General features: G+C 50.0%; 22 protein-coding genes. 13 read left to right on the top strand and 9 right to left on the bottom strand.

Annotation, left to right across the window (positions count from 1 at the left end; translation table 11 throughout):
- Positions 1-3: 3 nt before the first annotated feature.
- Positions 4-1,293: a metallophosphoesterase family protein gene (locus tag IEX98_RS25080; RefSeq protein WP_188892432.1), complete on the top strand. Its 1,290-nt coding sequence runs from the start codon at positions 4-6 to the stop codon at positions 1,291-1,293.
- The gene (locus IEX98_RS25075) at positions 1,290-4,640 is read left to right on the top strand and encodes an AAA family ATPase (protein WP_188892431.1); all 3,351 of its coding nucleotides are present in this window, start codon (positions 1,290-1,292) and stop codon (positions 4,638-4,640) included. Before IEX98_RS25080 ends, IEX98_RS25075 begins: the two co-directional genes overlap by 4 nt.
- 5 nt (positions 4,641-4,645) lie before the next feature.
- Here IEX98_RS25075 and IEX98_RS25070 read toward each other — a convergent pair whose 3' ends face one another.
- Both IEX98_RS25070 and IEX98_RS25065 read right to left on the bottom strand, forming a co-directional pair.
- Positions 4,646-5,692 carry a YkvI family membrane protein gene (locus IEX98_RS25070; protein ID WP_188892451.1) on the bottom strand — a complete coding sequence of 349 codons (1,047 nt, stop codon included), beginning with the start codon at positions 5,690-5,692 and terminating at the stop codon, positions 4,646-4,648.
- Positions 5,693-5,891: 199 nt separating this feature from the next.
- Positions 5,892-6,599, bottom strand: coding sequence for a hypothetical protein (locus IEX98_RS25065; RefSeq protein ID WP_188892430.1), 708 nt, complete (start codon positions 6,597-6,599; stop codon positions 5,892-5,894).
- 328 nt (positions 6,600-6,927) lie between these two features.
- Between IEX98_RS25065 and IEX98_RS25060 the strand changes: the two genes are divergently transcribed.
- From IEX98_RS25060 to IEX98_RS25045, 4 genes are all read left to right on the top strand, one after another.
- Positions 6,928-7,497, top strand: coding sequence for a xanthine phosphoribosyltransferase (locus IEX98_RS25060; RefSeq protein ID WP_188892429.1), 570 nt, complete (start codon positions 6,928-6,930; stop codon positions 7,495-7,497).
- A gap of 82 nt (positions 7,498-7,579) precedes the next feature.
- Complete coding sequence (locus tag IEX98_RS25055) at positions 7,580-7,906, top strand: hypothetical protein (protein ID WP_042159535.1); 327 nt, start codon at positions 7,580-7,582, stop codon at positions 7,904-7,906.
- Between the two features lie 111 nt (positions 7,907-8,017).
- Positions 8,018-8,230, top strand: a complete 213-nt coding sequence (locus IEX98_RS25050) for a hypothetical protein (protein WP_188892428.1) — start codon at positions 8,018-8,020, stop codon at positions 8,228-8,230.
- Positions 8,231-8,253: 23 nt separating this feature from the next.
- Positions 8,254-8,610, top strand: a complete 357-nt coding sequence (locus IEX98_RS25045) for a TFIIB-type zinc ribbon-containing protein (RefSeq protein ID WP_188892427.1) — start codon at positions 8,254-8,256, stop codon at positions 8,608-8,610.
- Between the two features lie 603 nt (positions 8,611-9,213).
- On the opposite strand, the gene IEX98_RS25040 is transcribed toward IEX98_RS25045, so the two are convergent.
- Positions 9,214-9,966, bottom strand: a complete 753-nt coding sequence (locus tag IEX98_RS25040) for an SDR family NAD(P)-dependent oxidoreductase (RefSeq protein WP_188892426.1) — start codon at positions 9,964-9,966, stop codon at positions 9,214-9,216.
- A 26-nt stretch (positions 9,967-9,992) separates the two neighbouring features.
- Positions 9,993-10,427, bottom strand: coding sequence for a MarR family transcriptional regulator (locus IEX98_RS25035; RefSeq protein ID WP_229692384.1), 435 nt, complete (start codon positions 10,425-10,427; stop codon positions 9,993-9,995).
- Between the two features lie 303 nt (positions 10,428-10,730).
- Between IEX98_RS25035 and IEX98_RS25030 the strand changes: the two genes are divergently transcribed.
- Positions 10,731-11,054: an ArsR/SmtB family transcription factor gene (locus IEX98_RS25030; RefSeq protein ID WP_188892425.1), complete on the top strand. Its 324-nt coding sequence runs from the start codon at positions 10,731-10,733 to the stop codon at positions 11,052-11,054.
- Between the two features lie 15 nt (positions 11,055-11,069).
- A complete protein-coding gene (locus IEX98_RS25025) occupies positions 11,070-11,579 on the top strand; it encodes an SRPBCC domain-containing protein (protein ID WP_188892424.1) in 510 nt (169 codons plus the stop codon).
- A gap of 73 nt (positions 11,580-11,652) precedes the next feature.
- On the opposite strand, the gene IEX98_RS25020 is transcribed toward IEX98_RS25025, so the two are convergent.
- Positions 11,653-12,492: a helix-turn-helix domain-containing protein gene (locus tag IEX98_RS25020; RefSeq protein ID WP_188892423.1), complete on the bottom strand. Its 840-nt coding sequence runs from the start codon at positions 12,490-12,492 to the stop codon at positions 11,653-11,655.
- A gap of 198 nt (positions 12,493-12,690) precedes the next feature.
- Here IEX98_RS25020 and IEX98_RS25015 point away from each other — a divergent pair, with 198 nt between their 5' ends.
- Both IEX98_RS25015 and IEX98_RS25010 read left to right on the top strand, forming a co-directional pair.
- Positions 12,691-15,162: a beta-mannosidase gene (locus IEX98_RS25015; RefSeq protein ID WP_188892422.1), complete on the top strand. Its 2,472-nt coding sequence runs from the start codon at positions 12,691-12,693 to the stop codon at positions 15,160-15,162.
- Positions 15,163-15,439: 277 nt separating this feature from the next.
- Positions 15,440-16,363 carry a WD40/YVTN/BNR-like repeat-containing protein gene (locus IEX98_RS25010; RefSeq protein WP_188892421.1) on the top strand — a complete coding sequence of 308 codons (924 nt, stop codon included), beginning with the start codon at positions 15,440-15,442 and terminating at the stop codon, positions 16,361-16,363.
- 64 nt (positions 16,364-16,427) lie between these two features.
- Here IEX98_RS25010 and IEX98_RS25005 read toward each other — a convergent pair whose 3' ends face one another.
- From IEX98_RS25005 to IEX98_RS24990, 4 genes are all read right to left on the bottom strand, one after another.
- A complete protein-coding gene (locus tag IEX98_RS25005; RefSeq protein ID WP_188892420.1) occupies positions 16,428-17,408 on the bottom strand; it encodes an ABC transporter substrate-binding protein in 981 nt (326 codons plus the stop codon).
- Between the two features lie 115 nt (positions 17,409-17,523).
- The gene (locus IEX98_RS25000; protein WP_188892419.1) at positions 17,524-19,173 is read right to left on the bottom strand and encodes an AraC family transcriptional regulator; all 1,650 of its coding nucleotides are present in this window, start codon (positions 19,171-19,173) and stop codon (positions 17,524-17,526) included.
- A gap of 134 nt (positions 19,174-19,307) precedes the next feature.
- Complete coding sequence (locus tag IEX98_RS24995; protein WP_188892418.1) at positions 19,308-20,684, bottom strand: sensor histidine kinase; 1,377 nt, start codon at positions 20,682-20,684, stop codon at positions 19,308-19,310.
- Positions 20,681-21,400, bottom strand: a complete 720-nt coding sequence (locus IEX98_RS24990) for a response regulator transcription factor (RefSeq protein WP_188892417.1) — start codon at positions 21,398-21,400, stop codon at positions 20,681-20,683. Before IEX98_RS24990 ends, IEX98_RS24995 begins: the two co-directional genes overlap by 4 nt.
- A 200-nt stretch (positions 21,401-21,600) precedes the next feature.
- Here IEX98_RS24990 and IEX98_RS24985 point away from each other — a divergent pair, with 200 nt between their 5' ends.
- From IEX98_RS24985 to IEX98_RS24975, 3 genes are all read left to right on the top strand, one after another.
- On the top strand, positions 21,601-22,470 hold the full coding sequence (locus IEX98_RS24985; RefSeq protein ID WP_188892416.1) for a carbohydrate ABC transporter permease: 870 nt from the start codon (positions 21,601-21,603) through the stop codon (positions 22,468-22,470).
- Positions 22,471-22,473: 3 nt separating this feature from the next.
- A complete protein-coding gene (locus IEX98_RS24980; protein WP_374705383.1) occupies positions 22,474-23,340 on the top strand; it encodes a carbohydrate ABC transporter permease in 867 nt (288 codons plus the stop codon).
- A 213-nt stretch (positions 23,341-23,553) separates the two neighbouring features.
- Positions 23,554-24,513: an efflux RND transporter periplasmic adaptor subunit gene (locus tag IEX98_RS24975; RefSeq protein WP_188892415.1), complete on the top strand. Its 960-nt coding sequence runs from the start codon at positions 23,554-23,556 to the stop codon at positions 24,511-24,513.
- Positions 24,514-24,527 lie beyond the last annotated feature (14 nt).

The following is a 24,527-nucleotide window of genomic DNA, read 5'->3' as shown; positions in this document are numbered from 1 at the left end:
CGGTTGTCCGCGCCTTTTCGATTTATTCACGCCGCCGATCTGCATCTGGATAGCCCTTTTCGCGGCATGAGCAAAGCGCCGGAGGCGTTGAAGGCGCAATTGATGGCCTCTACCTTCGGAGCGCTGCGTGCGATGACGGAGACGGCTATCCGCGAGCAGGTTGATTTCATCGTGCTGTCCGGCGATCTTTATGACAGCGCAGACCGGTCGCTGAAGGCTCAATTGCTTCTGGTCAAGGAATGGGAACGGCTACAGGAGCACGGCATCGCCGTGTTCGTCATACATGGCAATCACGATCCGATGAACGGTGCGAGAGCGGAGCTTCAGCTTCCGGCTTCCGTCACCGTTTTTGGCGCTGACCGCATGGAATACCGGCCGGCTTACTGCAGAAGCGGTGAGCTGGCTGCTTTTGTATACGGGATGTCTTATGGTACCCGCCATGTTACGGAAAACTTGGCTGCCACTTACGAAGCAGAGCCGGGAGCGCCGTTCCATATTGCGATGCTGCACGGCAATGTGGATGGCGATTCGTCGCATGATCCTTATGCGCCCTGCCGCTTGGACGAGCTGATTGGCAGCAAAGGCTTCGATTATTGGGCGCTTGGCCATATCCATACGAGACAGGTGCTGCATCAATATCCGCATGTCGTCTATCCGGGCAACATTCAGGGAAGAAACCCGCGTGAGGCCGGAGAGAGAGGCTGCTATATCGTGGATGTATCTGCGTCGCGTGCGGTATCGCTTACTTTTGCGCCGCTAGACGAGGTACGCTGGCTGGAAGCGGAGCTGCCGATTGCAGGCATAGCGTCGGAGCAGGAGCTGCTGGTTAGACTTGAAGAGACGGCGGATAGAATCGCTTTGCTGGGAGAAGGACGCTCCGTCATGATTCGGCTGCAGCTTACTGGCAGGGGGCCGCTTCATGCGAAGCTGACAGATGCGCTTGTGCGCCGAACACTGCTGGAGCAGCTGCAGGAGACGCGAACGGAGCCGGTGCATGATGTCTGGAGCTGGATCTATGCGCTGGAGGCGAATACCGCATCGGAGCTTCAATTGGAAGGACTAGCGGATGAAGACAGCTTCGCCGGAGAGTTGAGCCGCGTAACGGCAGCTTTGCTTGCCGACAAGGAGCAGTGGCGGACGTTCGCCAGGGAAGCGATAGAGCCGATAGCCGCTCATGTTAAGCTTGGCCGCTTGCTTCGCAGCAGTCTGGAGGAGCTGCCGGACCGCTGGCTGGAGCAGGCCAGGGAGCTGACGCTGGGATTGATGGACGGTGAAGGGAGGAAGGACGGATGAAGCTGCTGGAGGCGCAAATTGACGGATTTGGCCAGCTGCAAGGACTGCAATGCCGGTTGGACAGCAAGTCAGCTATCATATACGGCCTTAATGAAGCGGGCAAGAGCACGCTGATGGGCTTTATCCGGACGATGCTGTACGGGTTCGCAAGACGGAACGGCCCGCCTGCTGACCGTCAGGAACCGGTTAATGGCGGAAATCATGGCGGCCGTCTAATGTTCTCGGATGAGAGCGGGGACGTCTATATTGTAGAGCGCTATGCTTCTGTTAATGGAGGCAAGCCGAAGCTGATCGCGCTGCAGACTGTCGAAGGCGCGGGAGCCGGCGAAGAGCGCTGGCTGACGCAGGAGGAGTGGGAACGCCGTTTCTTGAACGGAACGAGCGAATCGACGTACCGCCAGCTGTATGCGATTACGCTGACGGAGCTTCAGCAGGTCGGGGCGCTGGCCGGAGACGAGCTTGGCCGCTATCTTTATGACGCCGGCTGGGAGAGCGGCAAAGCGGTTGGACAAGCCGAGAAACGGCTGCAGCAGGAGATGGAGTCGCTGTTTAAGCCGCGCGGGGTCAATCAGCAGATGAACCGGCAGTTGAAATCGCTGGAGGGGACGGAAGCGGAGCTTCGCAAGCAAGCCGATGCCATCTCTGGCTACAATACGTTGAAGCGGCAGCTGAAACAGCTGAATGAAGAGCTGGAAGAGTTAGACGAGAGGCTTCCCCTCAAACTGGAAAAGGTGCGGCTGCTGGCGAAAGCGAATGGCGTACGTCCGCAATGGCTGGAGCGTCTGGAGCTGACGCGGGAGCGGGAAAGTCTTGCTGCAGCTGAGCGGATAACGGGGGAAGCGGAGCAACGCTGGCTGGATCTGGAACGGGAGCGTTCCAGACGTCAGGATGGGCTTGAGCAATACAGGCGGGAGCTTGAGCTTATTGAAAGTCAGCGGAGCGGTTTGCAAGTTGACGAATCACTGCTTGGCCGGATGGACGAAGCGGATGCATTAATGCTGGAGAGCGAGCGAATGACGCTGCTGAAGGAAGAGCGCATCGAGCTGGCGTCCGAGCTGCGCGGCGACGAGGAGGCGATAGGACGGCTCATTGCCCGTATCGCGCCGGATTGGACCGAGGAGGAGCTTCGCGCGGTGAAGCTGACGGTAGCGGATCGCGAGCATGTGCGCGGCGTAAAGCAGCAGGAGATGGAGCGCGCGCGGCAGCAGGAGCGACTGCAAGCCGAGCGTAGCCATGCGTTAGAGGCGGAGCGGGATGCTGCTCATTCGCTTGCTGAGGCGGAAGCGATGCTTGCCGGGGCAGAGCAGGCAAGTCAGGCTGGCGGCGCAGCAAGAGGCTTTATATTCGTGCCGCAGACCAGCGAAGCGCTGCTAATGGCATGGAATGACTGCGAGGCGGCGCTGCAGGATTGGGAGCTGGAGCGGCTGCAAAGCGATGCCGCTCCCGGGCCAGAGGCAGCGGCCCGAAGCGAAGCCGGGCTGCTGCTGTGGGCAGCCGCTGCGGCAGCAGCCGGCGCGGCCGTTGCTTTGGCTGTGCTGGCGCCGGGTAATGGCGCAGCTGTATTGGGCGCCGCTGCCGCTGCAGCGATGCTGGCGGCGCTTGCGTGGTGGCGCGGCCGCAGCACGCAGGGCGGCCGTTATGGCGCCGCCGGCGAAGCGGCGGGGCCGCGACAGAGCGGGCAGCGGCGGGGCCGTGGCAGCGGGCAGAGCCGCTATAGCGATAGCGGCGGCAGCAATAGCAGAGATGGCGCAGCAGCAGCGCGGGATATTGGCGAGCGCAGCAAGCGGCTCGTCACGGGCCGTGAAGCGGCCGCGCTGCGCCTGCGGCCAGCGGCGCAGCGCGTGAATGCAGCGCTTGCTGCGCTGCTGCAAGCGCCTGCGGAGGCGGCGGCTGCGCTGCTCGCCGCGCCGGGAACAAGCGGCGCAGGCATGGCCGCTGCACCGGAGCAAGCGCTGGCGGCTCGGCATGCGCGCGAGCAGCTGCGCGCAGCCGTGACCGCGCGGCGCGAAGCGCTGCAGCGCCGCGAGCAGCTGCAGCAAAGCCGGCTGGAGCTCGGGAACCGGCTCCAGCGGCTGCGTGCCGCAGCGGAAGAGCGCCGCGCCGCCGTAGAAGAAGCGGCGCGGCAAAGAGAAGCAGCCGCCGGCGCTTGGCGCGGCTGGCTGGAGGCGCTTGCGCTGCCGCAAGCAATGTCGCCTGATGCGGCGCTCGAAGTATTCGAGCTTGTCGAGCAGGCGCTGCAGCGGCTGGCTCAGCGCGAACGCCGCGCCGCGAAATATGCCGCGGCAGGGCAGCAGCTAGCCGCATTCGAGGCGCAAGCTGCGGAGCTATGTGCCTCGCTGCCTGAGGCAGCGAAGGCAAGTCCGCCGCTGTCGCTGCGGCTGCTGCAAGCGGAGCTGCGCCGGCAGGAAACGGCGCGGCAAGAGGCGGCTCGGCTGGAGGAGCGGCTTGCCGAGCTGAACCTTGCGATCCGCGACGCTAGCGCGCGGATTGACAGTGCCAACGCAGAGACGGCCGATCTCGTCAAGCAGGCGGGTATGGAGACGGCGGCGGAATTTGCCGCAGCGCTGTCTCTTCGCTTGAGACTTTCGTCAATCGACGCTGATTTGAACCGGCTGACGATTGAGCTGACGGCAGGCTTGTCCGAGCAGCGTTTCACTGAATTGAATTCACTGCTCCAGTCCCATGACGAGGCTGAATTAATAGAGCTTCATGCCGAAGCAGTGGAAAGCTATGACCACAGCGAACGAATGAAGGCGGAAAAGCTGGATGCACGGGGAAGAATGAGGCAGCAGCTGGAGCAACTGCTTCAGGAGGACGAGGGGCGCAAGCTGCTTGCTGATAAGGAAATGACGATTGCACAGCTGGAGCAGGATGGAGAGCGCTATGCGGTGCTGGCGGTCAGCGCCTCGCTCATTCGCGCGACGAAGCGAATTTACGAGGAGGAAAGGCAGCCGGAAGTGCTGCGGCTGGCAAGCGAATATGTACGGGAGTTGACGGAAGGCCGTTATGTCCGGGTCATGACGACGCCAGGCGACCCGGCGATTCGGCTGGAAACGGCGGACAAACGTTTCGTTCCAACCGATAGACTGAGCAGGGGAACCGCAGAGCAGGTCTACTTGGCGATGCGCCTTGCTCTGGCTGAAGAAGCGGCACATCGCCAGCGTTTGCCTATGCTGCTTGACGATTTATTCGTTAATTTCGACCGTCCGCGGCTGCTGGCTGCTGCCGGTCTTGTCCAGCGGCTTGCACAATCGCGGCAAATGCTGCTGTTTACTTGTCATGATCACATACGTGATCTGCTAACCGGATTAATGCCGCAAGCTGCGCTTATCCAATTGGAGCGGTAGCTCCATTACGTTTTTATTTCCGTCATCCGTTTGCGAATTATCAAATACAGCCAGCCCAAGCTGACAAGGCCAAAGATCGGATAAAGGGTTGAGAGCAGCGGTCCAAAACCGATCTGGCTGGCGACAAAGCAGCAGAGCAACACGAGAATCGTCAGCATCGAGCGCGACCATTTCAGCCTTTCTTGAAGCTGCAGCGTTAGGCCATAGATGTCCGCGATCAGCGTCGTGAAAATTTCTGCAAAAATTAGAAATACATAAATGAACTGGACGGTTTGACCAAGCTGCTTGGCGATGCCGCCCATCGGAATGGCGTATTGCTGGATGCCCGGCATATGGACGGAGAGCGCGATATGGCCGGCTAGCAGCATGAATCCAATGCCGATGCCTCCGACCCAGGAACCGAGGATGATCGTTTTCCGGTCGCGAATTTCTGCGCCAAGCGGTACAAGCACGGCTTGTGACATCGACAGATTGAAAGCTGTATAGAGGAATGGCGATGCCCAAGCGGCCCAAACGCTATGATCGCTATGGAGCGAGATGAACCGTCCGGCGCCGGGCGTATGGAAGGTGTCGATCATAACGATAACAGTGAACAGCAGCATCAGCGGAACGACGATTGCGTTTACCGTCAGTATCGCTTTCATGCCTTTACGCAGCAGAAAATAGCAGGCGGCAATCGTGATCAGCAAGCCCGCCTGGTACGATATATTCCAGTTTTCGTAAAAGATCGTGCCGGCACCGGCGAGCATCACTGCGGTTACGCCGAGCAGCACAATCAACATGAAATGGCTGATCCAACGGCCGTATTTTTCGCCGAATAGCGCCTTATTCAAATCTTCATACGATTTGGCCTGAATCTCGCTGGAAATGAGCATCATCTTGCTGCCCAGCCAGATGAACATCGCTGTCGCGATTGCGATCGTCAAGGATCCCCAGTAGCCGAAGCGGGTGAAAAACTGCAAAATTTCCTGTCCGGTCGCAAAACCGGCGCCCACGATCGTCCCCATATAGGTGGAAGCGATCTGAAGCACCTTTCCGGTACGTTTCAGCATCATGGCCGTCCTCCGTTCAATAAACCTTCTATATATCCATAGGTATGTTGAAGCGGGGACGAGCATGACAGCTTGTTCGGTTTTTTGGTACTAGCCTCTTATTCAGCGTTGTGAAAATATAAAAAAAGGGCGCTTTCCGTTTCAAAAACGGAGCAGCGCCCTTTTGATTAATAATGGCATGGCAGTGATTGCGATTCATCTAAGCAACTGCTAGCAGCTTAATCGATACGATTTTGCTATGATCCGGATCAAGATCGAGCTTGAGCAGCGTGCTTTTGCCATCGTAAGTAAGAATAAAGCTGTTTTGGGTGTTTGGCTTGCCTAACGCCTTAACAGCTGTCTCGGTTTTATCGCCGACGCGAATGCCGCTAATGCCTGTGGAGATGCTTGCATCATAGACTTCAACGTATTGAATGGCGTTTTTACCGTTAATACCGACGGAAAAGCCCTTGTATTCATGGACTTCAATGGATTCGTCGCCGTCTTCAAGCGTGTAAGTATCACCGGCCTCACCGAATCGTTTGATTAGTTTGGAGCGGGCATCGCCAATCGCCAGACCCATAATGAGAGGCTTGGAAGCGTTCCACTGCGGTTCGCTGCTGGCGGAGCTTTTGCCCCCGGAGTTATCCGACTTGATGTTGGATTCCGCGCTCGTACCGCCGCCGGGTCCGGGATCGGCCGTTTCACCCGTCGGCTCGCCGCTGACGAGGTTGTTTTTCAAATAATTTTTCTGTGGCGTATCGCCTTGCATATAGGATTTGCCGTTCAAGGCATTTGCATCTCCGGTCAAGTCCGGCTTCTCTCCGTTATAATTGCTCTGGCAGCCGGCAGCGACAATCGCCAGCGTAAGCACGGCGGCTAATTTCGCACTGTTATGTAGTTTCGATCCGCGTTTGCGTCTGTTCATTGCTCCAACTCTCCCTATACAGGAATTGAATTCCTGTTCAATTATGTACGTCGGTTCGGCGGTTCTTGTTCCTTATATCGGCAATGCGGGTGGAACCCGTAATATCTGAATTCATCTATTTGCGAGCGTGCAATAACATTGTACTATTCTAGACGGTTGAAACTGGAAAAAGTTTCTGATTTTTGTTGCGCCTGCTAAAAAATATTCGGGCAGCTTCAAGCATGGAATGATGCGCCAATGTTAGCTTTTGCATCATTCGCAGGTTGCGCTAGCAGCCATTCCTATGGTACGTTAACCAAAAGGGATTTTGGTGGAAGGAATGAATACGATGGATATTTTAAAAGAGCGCATTTTACAACAAGGTCTGGTACTTTCGAATGATGTACTAAGGCTCGATTCTTTAATCAACCACCAAGTTGATCCGGCTTTGACGATGGAGATGGGCCATGAATTTGCCAAACGTTTTGCAGGCGAGGAAATTACGAAAGTGTTGACGATTGAATCGTCAGGCATTCCTTCTGCGTTCGCAGCCGCCTATGTGCTGGGCGTTCCGCTCGTGTTCGCACGACGCAAAAAAACGCTCATTGCTGATCCGGAAGCTTATTGCGAGCGGGTACCTTCATTCACGAAGGGAATGGTCACTGACATTATGGTGTCCAAGCAGTATTTGACAGCCGATGATAAAGTATTGTTTATTGACGATATTATTGCAAACGGGGATGCGGCTCGCGGTTTGGTGAAAATTATCGAGCGTTCGGGCGCGCACTTGGTCGGACTAGGCATCGTGGTGGAGAAAACGTTCCAGGCTGGCGGCAGAACGCTTCGTGAACAAGGAGTTCGTGTGGAGCCGCTTGTGAAAATCGCATCGCTGGCGGACGGGCAAATTACGTTTGAATAGCATGTTCCAGTATATATGCTCTTTTCCGACACGGAGTTTTAGCATATAATAGGTCGTAAGTGACTGAGAGGAGGCATAAGCAATGGGAAACTTATCTGCAGAATTTATGAACGCCAAGTTGAACGATGCGAAAGTTCACTTTGAACGTGCGCTCGATTGCAAACATACCGAATTTGATGATCTGTATCCTTATATGATTGAGCATCCGCAATTTTTCTGGTATAAACGTTATGTAGCCTGGTCGGAGTTATTGACGATCGTGAAGCTGAGCGAGGAGCTGGAGATGGAGTGGCGCGATCAGTTTACGGAACGTCAAGCGGATTATATTGCGAAACGCGTTATGTCCTCGAAAGTGCTGGACGAATGGTACGAGACGGAAACGAATGACTCCAAGGAGCATGTCGGTTAAACTGAGGCTTCATAACATAATCGGATAGACCAAAGGATAGACCAAACCTCAATGGGCTGCTTCAGTCCGTTGAGGTTTTTTTTCAAAATTAGGATAGGGAGGCGAGTTGCTATGATAAGCGAAGAGCAATTGGATCAGTTTCGGATTAGCGGCGAATTGGTTAGAGCTATTCGGGATGAAGTGGAGGCTAATGATGTAGTCGGCATCGTCGTCGCATGGGATGATTCAACTGTTGTGTTACGAAAAGCGAATCGGCGCGTATTAAAGCTTAGCCGCGGCTATCGCTTCGAACCAGCCGCGAGCGAAAGAGGGACGACTCTTTAAACGCGGCGAAAGGAGCGGGTATAGTGAAGTGTCCGGTTTGCGAAGATGTCCGTATGAGGGAAGTGGAGAAGGACGGCGTCCTGATTGACGTATGTCCAGAGTGTAAAGGGGTATGGCTCGATCGAGGGGAGCTGGACAAGCTCGTCAAAGGCGTAAAGGAACTGAGGGAAGAGTACGGACGGGATGAAAGGTATAACAACACGTACAATCAACCGCAATCTCAGCCCCCGCAGCAGCCTTATGGTCAGCAGCCGCCCCCGTACCAGCAGAACCAAGGATATGGCAACGGCCAGTACGGCTCCTACAAGGACGGCAAGCACGGTTATCCGCACAAAAAGAAAAAGTCAGTTCTAGACGTCTTCGGCGATCTGTTCGATTGATGGATTGGACGCCGCTCGACGGCGGAGAGTGGGTTGACCTAACGGCATTTCAGCCGAGGGTCGGCCCTTTTTTAGTAGTTTGTTCATTTTGAGCTTTAATCATTACGATGTTTTGCAACGCATTAGACACCGCGTAACATTGAGGGGACATTGTACGTGGAGATACTGTGCAATTCTGACTAGTGCATGATAGCGAACCTACTTCGCAATATAAAGGAGGAAACTTCACTATTTGAGGCCAGATAGCGGCCCAAGACAGCAACAGCGCATCTATTTTCGCTATAGTGTAAGTCAATTTCCTTATAGAGAAAAAAGTTACTTTAATCGCCGCCACGGCCCTCAAACGAACCTTTTAGCCATCCTCTAGAGAAAAATGTTACGTTAATTAGCGAAGGTGCTTCGTTGAGTCGTCGAGTTTTATATTAAGTCAGCCGCCACCTCCCACAGCTCCCAGCGCGCAGAGTGGCTTTATATGCCGGCGGTACAAGCAACAAAAACGCAGGCTGCCACCCCGCGCTGCTATGAGCGCCCAGGTGACAACCTGCGATTTCATCTAAAAGCAGCGACCATCCGCTGCCTCCATTACTCCTTCAATGATTCCCCTTACTTCGCGTAGTAGCCGCCGTCAATTGGCAACTCAACGCCTGTAATGTACGAGGAATCATCGGATGCGAGGAAGAGGACGCCTTGCGCGATATCTTCCGGTTTGCCAAGACGCGGCAATGGCGTTTGCGACAGGAACCATTGCCGCATATTTTCGTCCTTCATCAAGTCGACGGTCATCGGCGTTTCAATGTAGCCCGGATGAATGGAGTTGGCGCGGATGTTATGCTTCGCGTAATCGACTGCTGTTGCTTTCGTCAGCATCCGCACGGCGCCTTTACTAGCCGTATATGGACCTGTGCCGCTGCCGCCGGTCAGTCCGGCGATCGAAGATATATTCACAATTGAACCGCCGCCAGCTTCGATCATATGGGGAATGACGTATTTTTGCCCCAGAAAAATGCTAGTCACATTAATCGACATCGTTTTCTCCCAGGCTTCAACAGTCAAGTCCATGAATGGCGTAGCATTGGAAATGCCGGCGTTGTTGACGAGAATATCGATTTTGCCGAATTTTGCAACCGTCTCATCTACGATGCGAACCCAATCTTCCTCGGAAGCAACGTTATGCTTGAAGCCCAACGCTTCACCGCCGCTGGCTTCGATTTCACGAACGACCTCATTGATTTTATCTTCCTGCAAGTCGGTAACGACCACTTTAGCGCCTTCTTTGGCGAACAGCAAAGCGTCTGCTTTCCCCATGCCGCCGGCTGCACCTGTAATAATAGCTACTTTATTAAGAAGTCTTCCCATTGTTGATTGCCTCCCCGTTCTTGAGATTAAATGCTGCTATTCTTCAACTGGAGCAATTCATTAATACGCTCATATGAAGCGATGAGCAAATCTTTTTCCGATTCCGATAAGTCAGACCAAAGTCCATCCGTAAGCGTCTGGTACTTTTCCAGCATACGCTCGTGAATATGACGCCCTTGGTCCGTAAGCTGCAAATAAACTTGCCGCCGATCCGTCTCAGACACGACACGCTCGACCAAACCTTTTCGAACAAGCTTATTGCTTAAATTCGATACGGCCGGGAGTGTAATGTCCAACACTTTGGAGAAATAAGAGCTGGTAAGCTGCTTCTCATGAAATAATGCCTGCAGGATAAAATATTGCGACGAGGTTAAGTCAAAGTCCGGAAGTTTGGCATAACTCGCGACGATAGTCATCATCTGACGGGCAAACAATAGGGATAGCTGCTCCTGCTTGTCCATCACCATCACCTCATAACGATACGACTTACTAATTTCATATATGCTTCTAATTGAAGTAGTTAAAAGCTTTTAACAATTTAAATGTATCTTATTTTCAAGGTAGAGTCAACAGGACGGAAATGGCAAGCTGCTGAAGCAATTAGCGCTGACTACTGATACGTAAAATGAGGCAGCAGTATTTTGTTTTTAATATTCCTTTACAGGAATATTCCCATAATGGTATATTTAAATTAAGGATACGTGAGCTGATCCGTTTGACGATACAGCCTCGGTGAACATCATTCAATAAGGGGCGATGTCAGGATGGAAATTACAACGTTCAGCGCATTATCCGATCCAAACCGGTTGCAAATTGTCGAGCTGCTGCTGGAAGGTTCCTTGACCGTAGGGGAGATTGCAGAACGTCTGCAAATCCGCCAGCCTCAAGTCTCCAAGCATTTGCGCATTTTGCTTGAGGCAGGGCTCGTCGAAGTGCAGGCGGAAGCCAACAGGCGGCGCTACAAGCTGAGGCTGGAGCCGCTTCAGGAAATAGATGCCTGGCTCGCCGACTATCTGCGTATTTGGAATGAAAGGTTCGACAAGCTGGAGCATTATTTGGATCAGCTCAAGGGACGGAAAAACAAATAACAGGAGGAATTTCAAATGACAAACCAATTGACGCTTAAACCAGAAGGTTCAGTATTAATTATGGAGCGGGAGTTCGATGCGCCCCGCGAGCTTGTGTACGCTGCTTACACGCAGGCGGAGCACTTGAAGCATTGGTGGGGGCCTCGCGGCTGGATATTGTCCTATTGTACCGTCGATTTCCGCCCAGGCGGCATCTGGCACTATTGCATGAAATGCGTGGACGAGAGCCAAGGCGATTTCTTTGGGTTTGAATCTTGGGGTAAAGGCGTTTATAAGGAAATTGCAGCACCTGAAGCATTTACTTACCAGGACTTCTTCTCCGATGCCGAGGGCAATGAGACGGAAGGCATGCCATCTTCAATTGTTGCGCTGTCGTTTGAACCGCTGGAAGGCAATCGGACGAGAATGGTTAGCCGTGCAAAATATGAATCGGAGGATCAGTTGAACAAGGTGCTTGAAATGGGCATGGAGCCCGGCATTGCTCAAACGATGGACCGGCTTGAGGAATATTTGATTACTTTGTAATTATTATAGTAAGTTCGGCAGTACAGCAGAGACAGGCCATCCGGCATTCCGGATTCGCCTGTCTCTTTTCGTTTTAGCGGCGGCGGATTTTCCCCGGGGAAGCGCCGTAATTTTTTTTGAACAGGTGATAGAAGTGACTGAGATTGTCAAAACCGGCTTCATACGAAATTTCGAGTATGGATAAAGTCGTCGTCAGCAGCAGGTTTTTAGCGTAACCCAATTTAAGATGGTTAATGTAGGCCGTCGGCGTCGTATGAAGATATTGCTTGAATACACGGTTCATATGCCCGGCGCTGCGATCCGATAACGTATTCAGCCGCTCCAGACCGCCAGTGAAGTTATCTTTTTTTTGCAGCTCTAGCAGCAGAGCATCCAGCCATTGCGGCATTATTTTTTGATGCTCGTTCTGATCGTTGAAGTAATAATAAGCCAGGGCATCCGTCAGAAAGCTTCGCGCTAATATTCTGGCTTTCTGCTTATCAATTGTCGAGTAGAGATGAATCAACTCTCCCTTTCTGACAAGCGTCTCTACGTCCGAGGGCGGCAGGACGAGGGAGGGCGGCATCCATACGCTTTTTAACTTTTGAGCAATAACGGGATTGGCAAAATATTTAAACGCATCCTCAATCACTTCTTTATAGAAATTGACATTAATAAACTGGCAGTCGGAATCAATATCGTAAAAATCATACCAATGGGTATCGTCAGGGCGGATGAACACCATTGTTCCCTTGTCCAAATCATGCGCTTCGCCATTAATATGATGGATGCATTTGCCGGACGTGATTATAAAAACTTCGTAATAATCATGGCGATGCAGCGGAGTCGTATGTTTAATCGAGTATTCGATATGAAAATTCGCCTGGACCTTAGGATCGATCAGCGTTTCGGCTTTCAGAACGGCAACTTGCATCGTTAGGCTCACCTCATCGTTGAATTACGGGTTAACAATATGATGTTAATATAGCACAAAAAAAGATCAAACAATACAAGACTGATGACGCAATCAAGTGTTACTATCATGCTGTTGGCGGAAAGACATACCCTTCGCCTCATAATTTACGATACTCATATAGCACAATAAATTACTGAAAAAGCAGGTGGAATGCAAATGCAATTGCTAACCCTTAACGGCGTATGGAACATGAAGAGAACCGACGAAGCGGAATGGATTAACGGAACCGTACCTGGCTCGGTATTTAACGATTTGCTTCAAGCGGGCAAAATGGAAGATCCGTTTTTCCGGGATAACGAATACGATGCACTTGAACTGTCCAAGTTCGACTATGAATACAAACGGAACTTTACGGTAGAGCAGGACACGCTTCATCATGACGTTGTTTTGCTGCGCTGCGAGGGTCTCGATACGTTATGCGAGGTTTTCATTAACGGCAGCTCCGTTTTGAAAGCGGATAACATGCACAGAACATACGAAATCGATGTTAAAAATACGCTTGTTGCCGGCGACAATACGATTCATATCGTTATTCAATCGGCCACGCTATACGCGCTGGAAAAAGAGAAGGAGCAGCATTTATCCAGCTGTGCCGACGCTGTACCGGGCATCTCTCACATCCGGAAGGCACACAGCATGTTCGGCTGGGATTGGGGTCCGCAAATTCCTGACGCCGGCATTTGGCGCAGCATCTCGATCGTTGGCTTCGATACGTGCAGAATTGACGATGTATATGTTACTCAGCAGCATTCCGATAACAAAGTAAATCTGGATATTAAGGTAGATCTTCAGAAGTGGAGTGATTCCTCGCTTAGCTTGCGCGCGGTTCTGGAATCGCCGGACGGCAAAACGTATGAACATACGGTTTCTGCTGCAGGCGGTTCGGATGCTTTGCTTCAGCTTGAAGTGGCAGATCCGCAAATATGGTGGCCGCACAACTACGGCAGCCAGCCGCTGTATTCCTTGAAGGTTGAGCTGCTTAATGGCAGCCATGCGATTGACGATAAGTCGTTGACTATCGGGCTGAGAACGTTGACCATCAACCAGGAAAAAGATGCCTGGGGCGAGTCCTTCGAGTTCGAAGCCAACGGCAAACGTATTTTTGCTATGGGCGCGAACTATATCCCAGAAGATAACGTCTTTGGCCGGATCAGCTTTGAAAGAACGGAGAAGCTGATTAAAAGCTGTGTGGAAGCCAACTATAACTGTATCCGAGTATGGGGCGGCGGCTACTATTGCGACGATTATTTCTATGACCTGTGCGACCAATATGGCTTGATCGTTTGGCAGGATCATATGTATGCCTGCGGCAATTATGATTTTAACGAGCAATTTAAAGAAAGTATTCGTCTGGAAACGATCGACAACGTAAAGCGTATCCGTCATCATGCCTCCCTTGGGTTGTGGAGCGGGAACAATGAGCTGGAATACGCCTGGGCATACTGGGGCTGGGGAGAGCGCTACGGCGAGAAGCTCCAACAGGATTACCTCAAGCAGTTCGAGCAATATTTGCCGGAGCTGAACGAGTCGATTGATCCGAATACGTTCTATTGGCGTTCTTCGCCTTCATCCACCGGTAACTTTGACGATCCGAACAATGAGAACATCGGGGATATGCACTACTGGGATGTATGGCACGGACGCAAACCGATTACCGAATTCAGAACGTTGTATCCGCGCTTTATGTCGGAGTTTGGTTTGCAGTCATTCCCGTCTTTGAAAACAGTGGAGAGCTTCACGCTGCCGGAGGATCGCAATATCTTCTCCTATGTGATGGAGTCGCATCAGAAGAACGGCACGGGCAACGAGAAAATTTTGTATTACATCAGCGAATATTTCAAATACCCGAAAAACTTCGACACGCTTCTCTATGTTTCGCAGCTCATTCAAGCGGAAGGGATGCGCAATGCGGTGGAGCACTGGAGAAGAAACCGCGGCAGATGCATGGGGGCGATTTACTGGCAGCTGAACGACATTTGGCCGGTTGCATCCTGGTCTAGCCTGGATTACTTCGGCAGATGGAAAGCTGCTCATTATTCGACGAAAAGATACTTCGCGCCGGTATTGGCATCGGCTTGCGAAGAGGGAACGTCGGTCGCGCTTCATGTGAGCAATGAGACGCTGGAGCCGGTCGAAGGCAAGCTGACTTGGCGTTTGCTGAATCATCGTTCCGAAGTTATCCAAAGCGGTGAACAGGCGGCTGCGGTAGACGCTCTGGCAACGAAAGAGATTGTTGCACTGGATTTTGCCGCTGTACTGGACTCCAAGCAGAAGCAAAGACAAAGCTATTTGGAATTTGACTTCATCGTGAACGGCCAGTCGGTGAGCGGCGGAACGGTGCAATTCGTGAAGTCGAAGCATTTTGACTATTTGAATCCGCAAATCAGCGTACAAGTCAGCGAAGCAGAAGACCGGTTCGTTATCGAGCTGGAGAGCCAAGCTTTCGCCAAATTTGTAGAGCTGGATTTCAAAGCTGCGGATGCCTTGTTCGACGACAATATTTTCGATTTGTCGGCATCCCGTCCGAAGACGGTAACGGTTAAAAAAGACAGCTTATCGGAGACGTTGAGTCTGGATGCATTCCGGGAACAACTTACGGTGCGCAGCTTGTTTGACACGTATGAATAAGTATACAGCTTGAAAGACAGAATGATAGGATCCAAACTTTATTGAAATCATAGAGCATCTCCCTTTAAGGTGAAAGGCAGCCTTCTGCCAATTTACTCTGGAGGGAGATGTTTTTTCGTTACACTATTTAATCCTCATAGTACTAAAAAGGAACATTGCGTCATTCAGCAACATTCACCGTGTGAGCTTCGTCAGAAGGCTATCTGAACAAACGAGAATATATGGAAAATAAGATGTCGCGTTAACTACTCGTTCATTGTTGTGGAGGAAACCTATAATGAAGCATAAATTTAGCCGGATATTTAACTTGAATAACAAACGAAATGGTGCTGTTCCCTTTGCAACGGTCATTCTACTCATTACAGTAGCAGGACTATTAGCTTCTTGTACAAACATAAACGGAAGTTTTTCTTTTTTGCCTGGCTCCGTCTCTACATCAGTTTCTACTCCTAAACCTAGCGACGATCTGTTTATCGTCCCTATTGCAGATAATTCCTATACGATGGATCGGGCAGGCAATATTACATTCAGATATAGGAATGGTGCCGTTACAGTGAAAGCACCGTTAACGCTGGATGTGACGGGATCGGTACCCGGAATGAGCTTTTCTGAAACAGGCTTCTACTTATCGGAGGAAAAAACCGCAATTGTATATGGATTTGCTGACGGGAAATCGTCTCCGCTGCATGTAACGATTAGCAATGACATGGGGAAGACGTGGAATGAATATACGATTGAAGGCGCCAAGGGGTATGATACGAAGTTTATAGGGTTTTCTTCGGAAAAAGAGGGCTGGATCATCTCCGGCGGTTCAGCCGGTGTGGGGCAATCGATGAATTATATTTACCAGACGTCGGACGGCGGCCAGACATGGCAGGAGATTGGTAACGCTAATGAACAATATGCGGAGCAATTGACGGGTGCAGGTTTCTATAACAAGAATATTGGCTTTCTAGGTTTTAGATATTATGAAGACAAAGGACCTGTCATATACTTGACGAAGGATCGCGGGCAAACGTGGGAAAAACTATCTATTGCTTTGCCGGAGCAGTTTGACGAATATGAGAAAACGCCGCTTTCTCCTGTTTTTAATGGCATGGAAGGACGTCTTCCGATCTGGATCAGCAAGAATGGAAACGAAGCTCAAACGATTTATTTAACGAGTAAAGACGGAGGACTCTCATGGGTTTATGAGCAATGACCGGTCAAAACGAAAAATGCCGGGAGAGGTCGTATATCGCATACGATTTCTTCCGGCATTTTTGTTATTTCACAAGGGCATTCAAAATGTCATCGATTTTTTTCGTGTTGGCAATCGCTCCGCTGGCCATCCAGTAGTTGCTTGGCATTTCGAAGACCTGGCCGTTTTTGACGGCAGGCAGATTCCGCCACAAGGCGCTGTTTTCATAATCGGTCAACAGTGCTCTTGAATCCTCCCCTTGCACTAATACGAAGATATAGTCGGCATCCAATTGAGGCAGTATTTCCAGCGATAGCGGCTGAGCGCGATTCCAGGACAATTCCTTAACCAGCTTATGCGGCGTCAAATTAAGATCGGAATAAAGCACGAGGCCGCTATAATAGGAGCCGTCCATCAATTGGACTTCTTTCGGTTTCACGCGAATGACAGCAAATGTTTTATTGTCCACAAAAGGCTTTAGCTGTTCTTTAGCCTGCACGACTTTCTTGTCGTAATCCAGTATGGCTTGTTCCGCTTTAGCGGAAGTACCGGTCATCTGCCCGATAACTTCAAGCGTTTTCTTCCAGTCAACCGTCGCATCTTCAAAAACATAGGTTGGAGCAATGGATGAAAATTGCTTATAGGCTTCTTCGTCTGCCATATTCGTTGTGTATAGCACTACGAGATCAGGGTTCGTTGCAAGCAGCGCTTCTTTGTTTAAGCCGCCACCGGAAAAATCAAGCTTGGGCACATCCTGGAGATCTTGTTCCAGATAATCCTGCACCAATTCGCCGTAGGACCATTTTGCGGCAGGCTTGATGCCAAGTGTCAGAAGCGCATCTTCCAAATAAGGAGCCACGATCCGTTGGGGAGTGAAGTCTAGCTGGATCGAACCGAGTTCATGTTTGAACTCTTTTGGCTCTGAGTTGGTCTCCGTTCCTGTATCGGGTGGTGCTGAAGGAGTTGTGCTGTTATTGTCTGCCTTCGAGCCGCATCCGCTTATGAGTAAAAGGATAGTAAGTGCCGTCAAAAAAAAGGTTGAGCTTATTCGGAATTTGTAACGCATAGTGCCTCCTAAGGTGATTTTGATTTTCATTATCAACAAAAGCTATTTTATCACCCTAGTATTGCGATTCATAGAGAGAATTGTGTGGTGTTGAGCAGGCGAATTGTGCGTTCAGTCAATTCTGTTTATTACCCAATAACTGCTGAGCCTGTTCGATAACAAGTTCATGAGCATAAGGCGAATACTCTAGCCATGGCGTTTCTTCTATTATATAGACTCGACCTTTTTGCACGGCTCGAATCGTTGTCCACTCGGTGTTCTGCTGCAATCGTTCCCATGCCTGCAGCGATTCCTGATCCTTATCGATGACGAGCAGCAAATGACCGGTATCGTGAAGAGGAGCAAGATCCAGCATAGAAAGCGTGCGAAATACAGGAATGTTAAGCGTATCGCAGGGCGGCCGAAGTCCAAGATCATCGTATAGAACGGCCCCTCCGTTACGTCTGCCGTAAATAATTAATTTACCGAGCATGACGTGCAGGAGTGTAACGGTCTCGTCGCCAATGCTGCGCTGAATGACCTTCCTTGCTTCGCCAGCTTTGTATTCATATTGAGCCATCCAGTGCTCAGCAGCTTTCTCCTGGCCGATGATGGATGCGATTTGCCGAAACTGATCCCGCCAATGGTTGCTCATCCATGGCACTACAAAAGTAGGTGCGATTTTACGAAGCTGCTCGTCAATTTCTGGCGGAATAATATCATCGCATAAAATCAGTTCAGGCTTTGCTTCCGCCAGACTTTGCATGTTATGCCTCCAGAAATTGGCAGGCATGACCTTGCCCCGCAGCAAGTGAACGGAAATTAAATCATGGTACTGGCTTCGGTGATATTCCCGCTGACGGTCGACTGGTGCGGCATATGGAATGATATCAAGCGCCATAAGGTGAGCTGCATAATGATAACTGACCGTTGCGATTCTCTCATGTCTGCCGGCAGCGAACACTGAGGGAGATACGCCAACGGCTTCCCTAAATTTACGGCGAAAATGGGAGTCGTCCCCGTAGCCGACCCGCCGGGCTGCTTCGCTTGTTCTCATCCCTTTGCGCAGCAATACTTTGGATTGTAAAATGCGAATTTTAGACAAATAGCTATGCGGACTAAGTCCGGTGACCGCTTTGAAAACATGCGAATAGTGCCAGGGGCTCATACAGGCGATAGCAGCTAACTTATCGCGCGTAAGAGGCTCCGCGTAGCGGCGTTCCATTTCCTGAATCGTGCGCAGGATGGCATAATGGGTATCGTTCTCTTGCTCTTGCTCTGGTAGTTCAATGTCCATCAGCAGGTAAACTAGTTTATAGAACGAAATCATATCGCTATGTTTGCGCAGCTCCTTAGGGACTGAGTGACTATCCCATAGCAGTGAGGCCAAACGATGAAGCTCTGGAAAATAGTGCTTAGGCAGATCAACGCCACAGCTAAACACATGCGGAGAAATCTGAAATATACGCTCTTGCTCGTTGCGCGCGTGCTCTGATAAAGCTTCAAATTGAATCGAGTAACCCTCGAGGGACTCGGACCCGTTCTGTTCATATTCGATCAACATGCCAGGGGAGATCAGCAGGCATCGGTCTCGCTCTAACGCATAACGCTGTTTGTCTGCCATCAATATACAGCTGCCTTTTGCAGCAAGAAGCAGAATATACGTTTCCGAGAAAGCGGAGCGTGGGGCATTTTCCATTTGTGAGTCTAGTTTCTCTATATCGATAAAACGGAAGATGAGATTATCACCGTTGCCTTTTGCAGGCTGCGGGAGCAGTAAAGTCACATTACATCATTCCTTATCTACATGATTGATCATGAGTATCACTGAATTGTACTGGAAACAGGCTTTGGAATCAATTAGGCCGATGATAGTAAACTGCACCGCTGATAACGTTTTACCCTCGAAAGGCTGCCGACTCAGCTGGCTTGAGAGGTAGGGAAGCTTAATACGAAAGCTGCTCCTCCGTTGGTTCGATTGTGAGCTGATATTTGGCCGTGACAGCGTTCGACAATTGCCCGGGAAATGGCTAACCCTAATCCGGTTTGGCCATCTTGTCCTTTAACGAAACGTTGAAACAGCCGAGGGAGGATCGCTTCCGAAATGCCTTCCCCATCATCACAAATTTCAATGGCTACGCGATTATCATTTTCAGACACATTGATGCGTATCGTTTCCTTTGCATAACGCGAAGCGTTGCCGACAATATTCAGTAAAGCCTGAAGCAATTTCTCCGGGTCGACTTTAATGTGAGGCTGTTTTCCCCAATCCGGCATGCTGGACACTTCAATATGAATTCCCTTGTCCAGCAGAAGCGGATTCATTCGTTCTACTGTTTTGGTAATCAAGTTTTGCACCGGAATATCGAAGTTCTCGAAAATTCCCTCTTCACTTTCGAGTTTTGCGAGAAGAATCATTTCCGTCACAATCTTTTTTAGCCTTTCACATTCCTCTGCGATCGTCTCCAGCCCTTTGTCCGCATGTTCCCCGGTGAAGATTCCATCCCGAATTCCCTCCGCATAGCCTTGTATCGACATCAATGGTGTTTTCAGTTCATGGGAGGCGTTTTGAAAAAACTGCTTTTGCGCACGATGGTATTTTTCAAGTTCGCCTGCTAGTTGATAAACACTTTGTGCGACTTCGCCAACCTCTCCACTTGATTTGACCAGCTCAACCTCAGAGAATCGGCGTGTTTCTACCTTTTTCAATTCTTTTCTTAAGTCCGTCAACGGCGTAACGAGCTTTCTCGTAATGAACATGCTAAGTAAAAAGGCTAGAGCGCCTCCTGCCGATAAAATCAGCAGCATACGGCTAAATAAAGCCCACTGCATCGATTTGATTGTGCTGAGTGGCGTAGTCATCATAAAGGTGGTGGAATAGGGATTGTTAGGGTCTATAAATCCTCTGCTTGATATGGATTCTATAATATAGGCTCCATTTGTTTGTTGAGGAACGCCATTTACTTTTTGAAATGCGAAGAAATTGGCCCATTCTACTGTCTTCGCAGCGGTTAGTTGGCTGTAGAAGAGCTGGTTTAAGGACTGCGCCCATATCGCCTCCATTGGTTCCGTTGGTCCATTGCTGGGCGATCCGTTCTGTAATTTTGCAATTTCGAGAGTTTGACCTGGCACAGCTTGAAGCTCATTCAGATACAATCTTCCTGCCACCCGCATCTCTTTTCTTTGCCCTTCGATTAGCGTATTCGACAATAGCGGGTAGAGAAGGACAGCCGTAATTGCTAGAACAGCAAACAGCAAAATCCCGAAAGACAGATTAAGTCGATAGATCAATCTCATATTTGTTCTTCCTCTCCTTGAACGCGCAATCTATAGCCATGTCCCCAGACTGTCTCAATAGGGAGTTCATTAATTTTTCTGCGAAGCCGCTTGACCAGATCATCAATTGCCCGGTCACTGCCGAAATAGTCGGCGCCCCAAACCAAGGTTAACAGCTCATCACGGGAGAAGGCGCGGTTCGGTTGTTCGAGCAAGGTTCGAAGCAGCGTAAATTCCTTAGCGGTCATATTTATTTCTTTGCCGCGCCAGAAGACTTGCCTTTCTTCGATAACCAGCTTTAGATCGTCAAGCTCCAGCTGCAGCTTCTGAACAGGAAGGGGGCGGTGATCACCTGCTTGCGGATGGAGTGTACGGAGCCGATAGAAGAGCCGGTTGACCCGCGCAACCAATTCTCGGGGACTGAAGGGCTTGGTCAAATAATCATCGCTGCCGAGCTCTATGCCAAGTATGCGGTCAACTTCTTCATCCCGTGCCGAGATCATAATAATCGGCACTTCGGTCTCTTTGCGGATTTGACGGCAAAAGTCGTAGCCGTTCATCTTCGGAAGATTAATATCGAGAACCCACAGATCGGGAGACTCTCTTTTCCATAATGCCAACGCTTCTTCTGCGGTCGATAGTGCGAAGGTCCGATACCCCTCTTTATTTAAATAAGCGGATACAATTTCTCGAATTTTTGCATCGTCGTCTACGATAGCAATTTTATATGCACTCATGTCTATAGCCTCCGAACAAAATCATTATCATTTATTGTAGCAAATGGCTCTCCGCTGCGGTGCAATCCCACACTTTTTACTTACTTTTTCTATAACTCCTCCCAATCTTAATTGACGGTCATCTGTATAGTTAGAAACTGTAAGTTGTGTGCTGAACCTGTAACGCCGCAACGTTGGACAGACCTTTGGAGGAACCCTGCATGAAATTACAACGATTGTCGCATAAGGAACTAGTGGCAGCTTTCTGTTTCCTCGCACCGAGTATGACCGGATTTGCTATCTTTTATCTCATTCCGTTTGGTCAGAGTGTGCTGTATTCCTTTCAGAATGCCGAGGAAGGATCGGGTTTAACGTTATCTAATTACAGAGAACTGCTTTCCAGCTCCTCTTTCCAAAAAGCAGCGGTCAACACGTTCTGGTTCACAGCCAGCAGTGTGCCGATCGTGATTGCTTTGTCTTTGGTATTGGCACTCCTATTAAACCAACGTGTATTTCTGCGCAATTGGCTGCGTTCGGCTTACGTGCTTCCGCTCGTCGTTCCGGTAGCTTCTATTGTTCTAGTATGGCAAATACTATTCGACTGGAACGGAGCGTTGAATGCGTTCTTGCAGCATTTTGGCGGGGAGCGAAGCGACTGGATGAAATCGGACTGGGCGAAGCTCGTCATCATTCTGATCTACATTTGGAAGACTGTCGGTTACAATGTCATTCTCTTTTTGGCCGGATTACAAAATATTCCGGCGCAATATTATGAGATTGCTGACCTGGAAGGTGCGGGGACGATTCGTAAACTGTTTGGCATTACACTCATCTATTTGATGCCGGCCACTTTTTTTGTCGTCTTGATGTCCATCTTAAATTCGTTCAAAGTGTTCCGGGAAACGTATCTCGTTGCCGGCGATTATCCGCATGACAGCATTTATATGATTCAACATTACATGAACAACATGTTTCTGTCGCTAGAAATCGAGAAACTGTCGGCAGCAGCTGTGCTGATGGCCGCCAGCATTTTATTGCTTGTGGCGGTGATGTATGCGATCGAGCGTGCATTCCGTGCATTTATGGAATAGGGGGTGTGCCGGTTGAAAAAAGAATGGATACTCGCCTTGCTGCGAACATGCCTCCTAACCGCAATCGCTGTTGTCCTGCTCGTCCCGGTCGTCTTAACGGCTGTTAGTTCGTTTATGTCGGAACTGGAAATTATGACCAACTATGACATGCTCGGAAATAGCAATACGAGTGAATTTGTGAACTTAAAGTGGATACCCGATTTCGTATCCTTGCAGCAATATTACAAAGTGCTGATAGCGGCTCCGCATTTTCTATATATGTTCTGGAACTCGGTATTTCTAGTCGTTCCGATCATCTTGGGACAAGTTGTTATCGCTTCTGTGGCTGCCTACGCATTTGCGAAATTACGGTTTCCCGGCCGTGAGCCCTTATTTCTGTTCTACTTGATCACGATGCTCATGCCGTTTCAAGTGACGCTCGTGCCCAACTATTTGATGGCAGAAAAGCTTGGACTATTGAATCATCCCTCTTCTATTATTATGCCTGGTATATTTGCTGCTTTTGGAGTCTTCTTGCTGCGGCAGTTTATGTTGAATATTCCTTATGCCTATATGGAAGCCGCGAAAATGGATGGAGCCGGTTATTTGCGAACCTTCTTATCTATTGTACTGCCAATGGTGAAGCCCGGCATTGCTGCTTTAATTGTTTTATTGTTTGCCGACTACTGGAATATGGTCGAACAGCCGCTCATTTTTTTGCAAGAAGCCGAAATGCAGCCGCTATCCGTTTTTTTATCTCGCTTGCAAAAAGAAGCATTTAGCGTTTCCTTCGCTGCTTCGGTCATCTATATGCTGCCTATGGTGTTCTTGTTTGCCATTGCTGAACGGCATTTTATTGAGGGCATTGAGCTTTCGGGCATTAAAGGATAGCGGGGGCGAGTGACTTCAAGGGTGTAACGAAAAGGGGAAGTGAACAAGATGCAACGGAGACAACGTATAACTTTCATATTTTTAGTTTTGTTTTTGGTCGTTATGGCTGGATTTACGTTTTTCAGCAACACGCTGCAATCCATCATACTGCCGAAAGTAACCACGGAGAGGCCAGTATCTAAATCACTGAAGTATCACATTTAGGGAAGCGGGGTGATTAGCTTAAAGGATCAATCCGATTTACGAAGTGAAAGCGGATTGAAAATTGTAAAAGTTCATGTGAAAAAGAACGACGCTGTGAAAAAAGGGCAAGTTCTAATTACCTATGATAATGAAGATGCACGACAGCAGCTGCTTGATGAAGAAACCCGGCTCAAGAAACAGCAATTGAACAGGGAAGTGCTGAAGGAGCAGTTCATGGAAGCCCAGCGGAGCGGAGACGAGGAGGCGATTCGCAGGGCAAAGCGCGATTTGGACAACGATCAATTGGATTTCGAAATGGCTACCCGAAAAATAAACTACTTGCGCAAAAATTTAACCGAGCAAAGCAGCCTGAAAGCTCCGTTTGCCGGAAAGGTCGGGGCTGTGAATGCGGAGGATGGCATGCGTGTCCCGCAGGGACAAGCGGTGTTTACGCTTATTAAAGCGGGCAGTCCATTCGAGTTTTCATTTCAGATTAACGAGGAGGAGGCCGGACTTTTACAAGTAGAAGAAACTGTTCCAGTCACTATTCAAGTGCAAGGGGGCAAGCCTCTGCGGGTGGATGGAGTGATCAAAGAAATCGAAGCGACATCTGGGGGAGACGGATCGGCTATGAAAGGAGGTATGAAAGAAGACCAACTGCAGAAAAAGATTGTCGTTGCGATTGCCGCGGATAACAATCTTCAAGGCGGTGAGCAGGCCAGCTTGCAAATTGAAAAAAAGACTGCAGAACAAGGACTCGTCATACGTAAAGAGCTGTTGAAGAAAGATGGTACGGGAAGCTATGTGTTTGTCGTTCGTGAGAAAAAAAGCTCCTTAGGCAATTCGTACTTTGTGCAGAAAGCCTATGTGACGGTTGGAGAAGAAGTCGGTGATGAATGTTTAATCTTGAAAGGACTCAGACCGCAAGACGATCTGATTGCCGAAACGAGCGAGCCTCTTCAAGAAGGCAATCGAATTCGAATACGTTGAAAAGGATGATCACA

This window comes from Paenibacillus radicis (ex Gao et al. 2016), assembly GCF_014641555.1.
Lineage (GTDB): Bacteria > Bacillota > Bacilli > Paenibacillales > Paenibacillaceae > Pristimantibacillus > Pristimantibacillus radicis.
The sequence above is the reverse complement of the archived record's forward strand: the minus strand, read 5'-3'. Positions and strand labels throughout refer to the sequence as shown.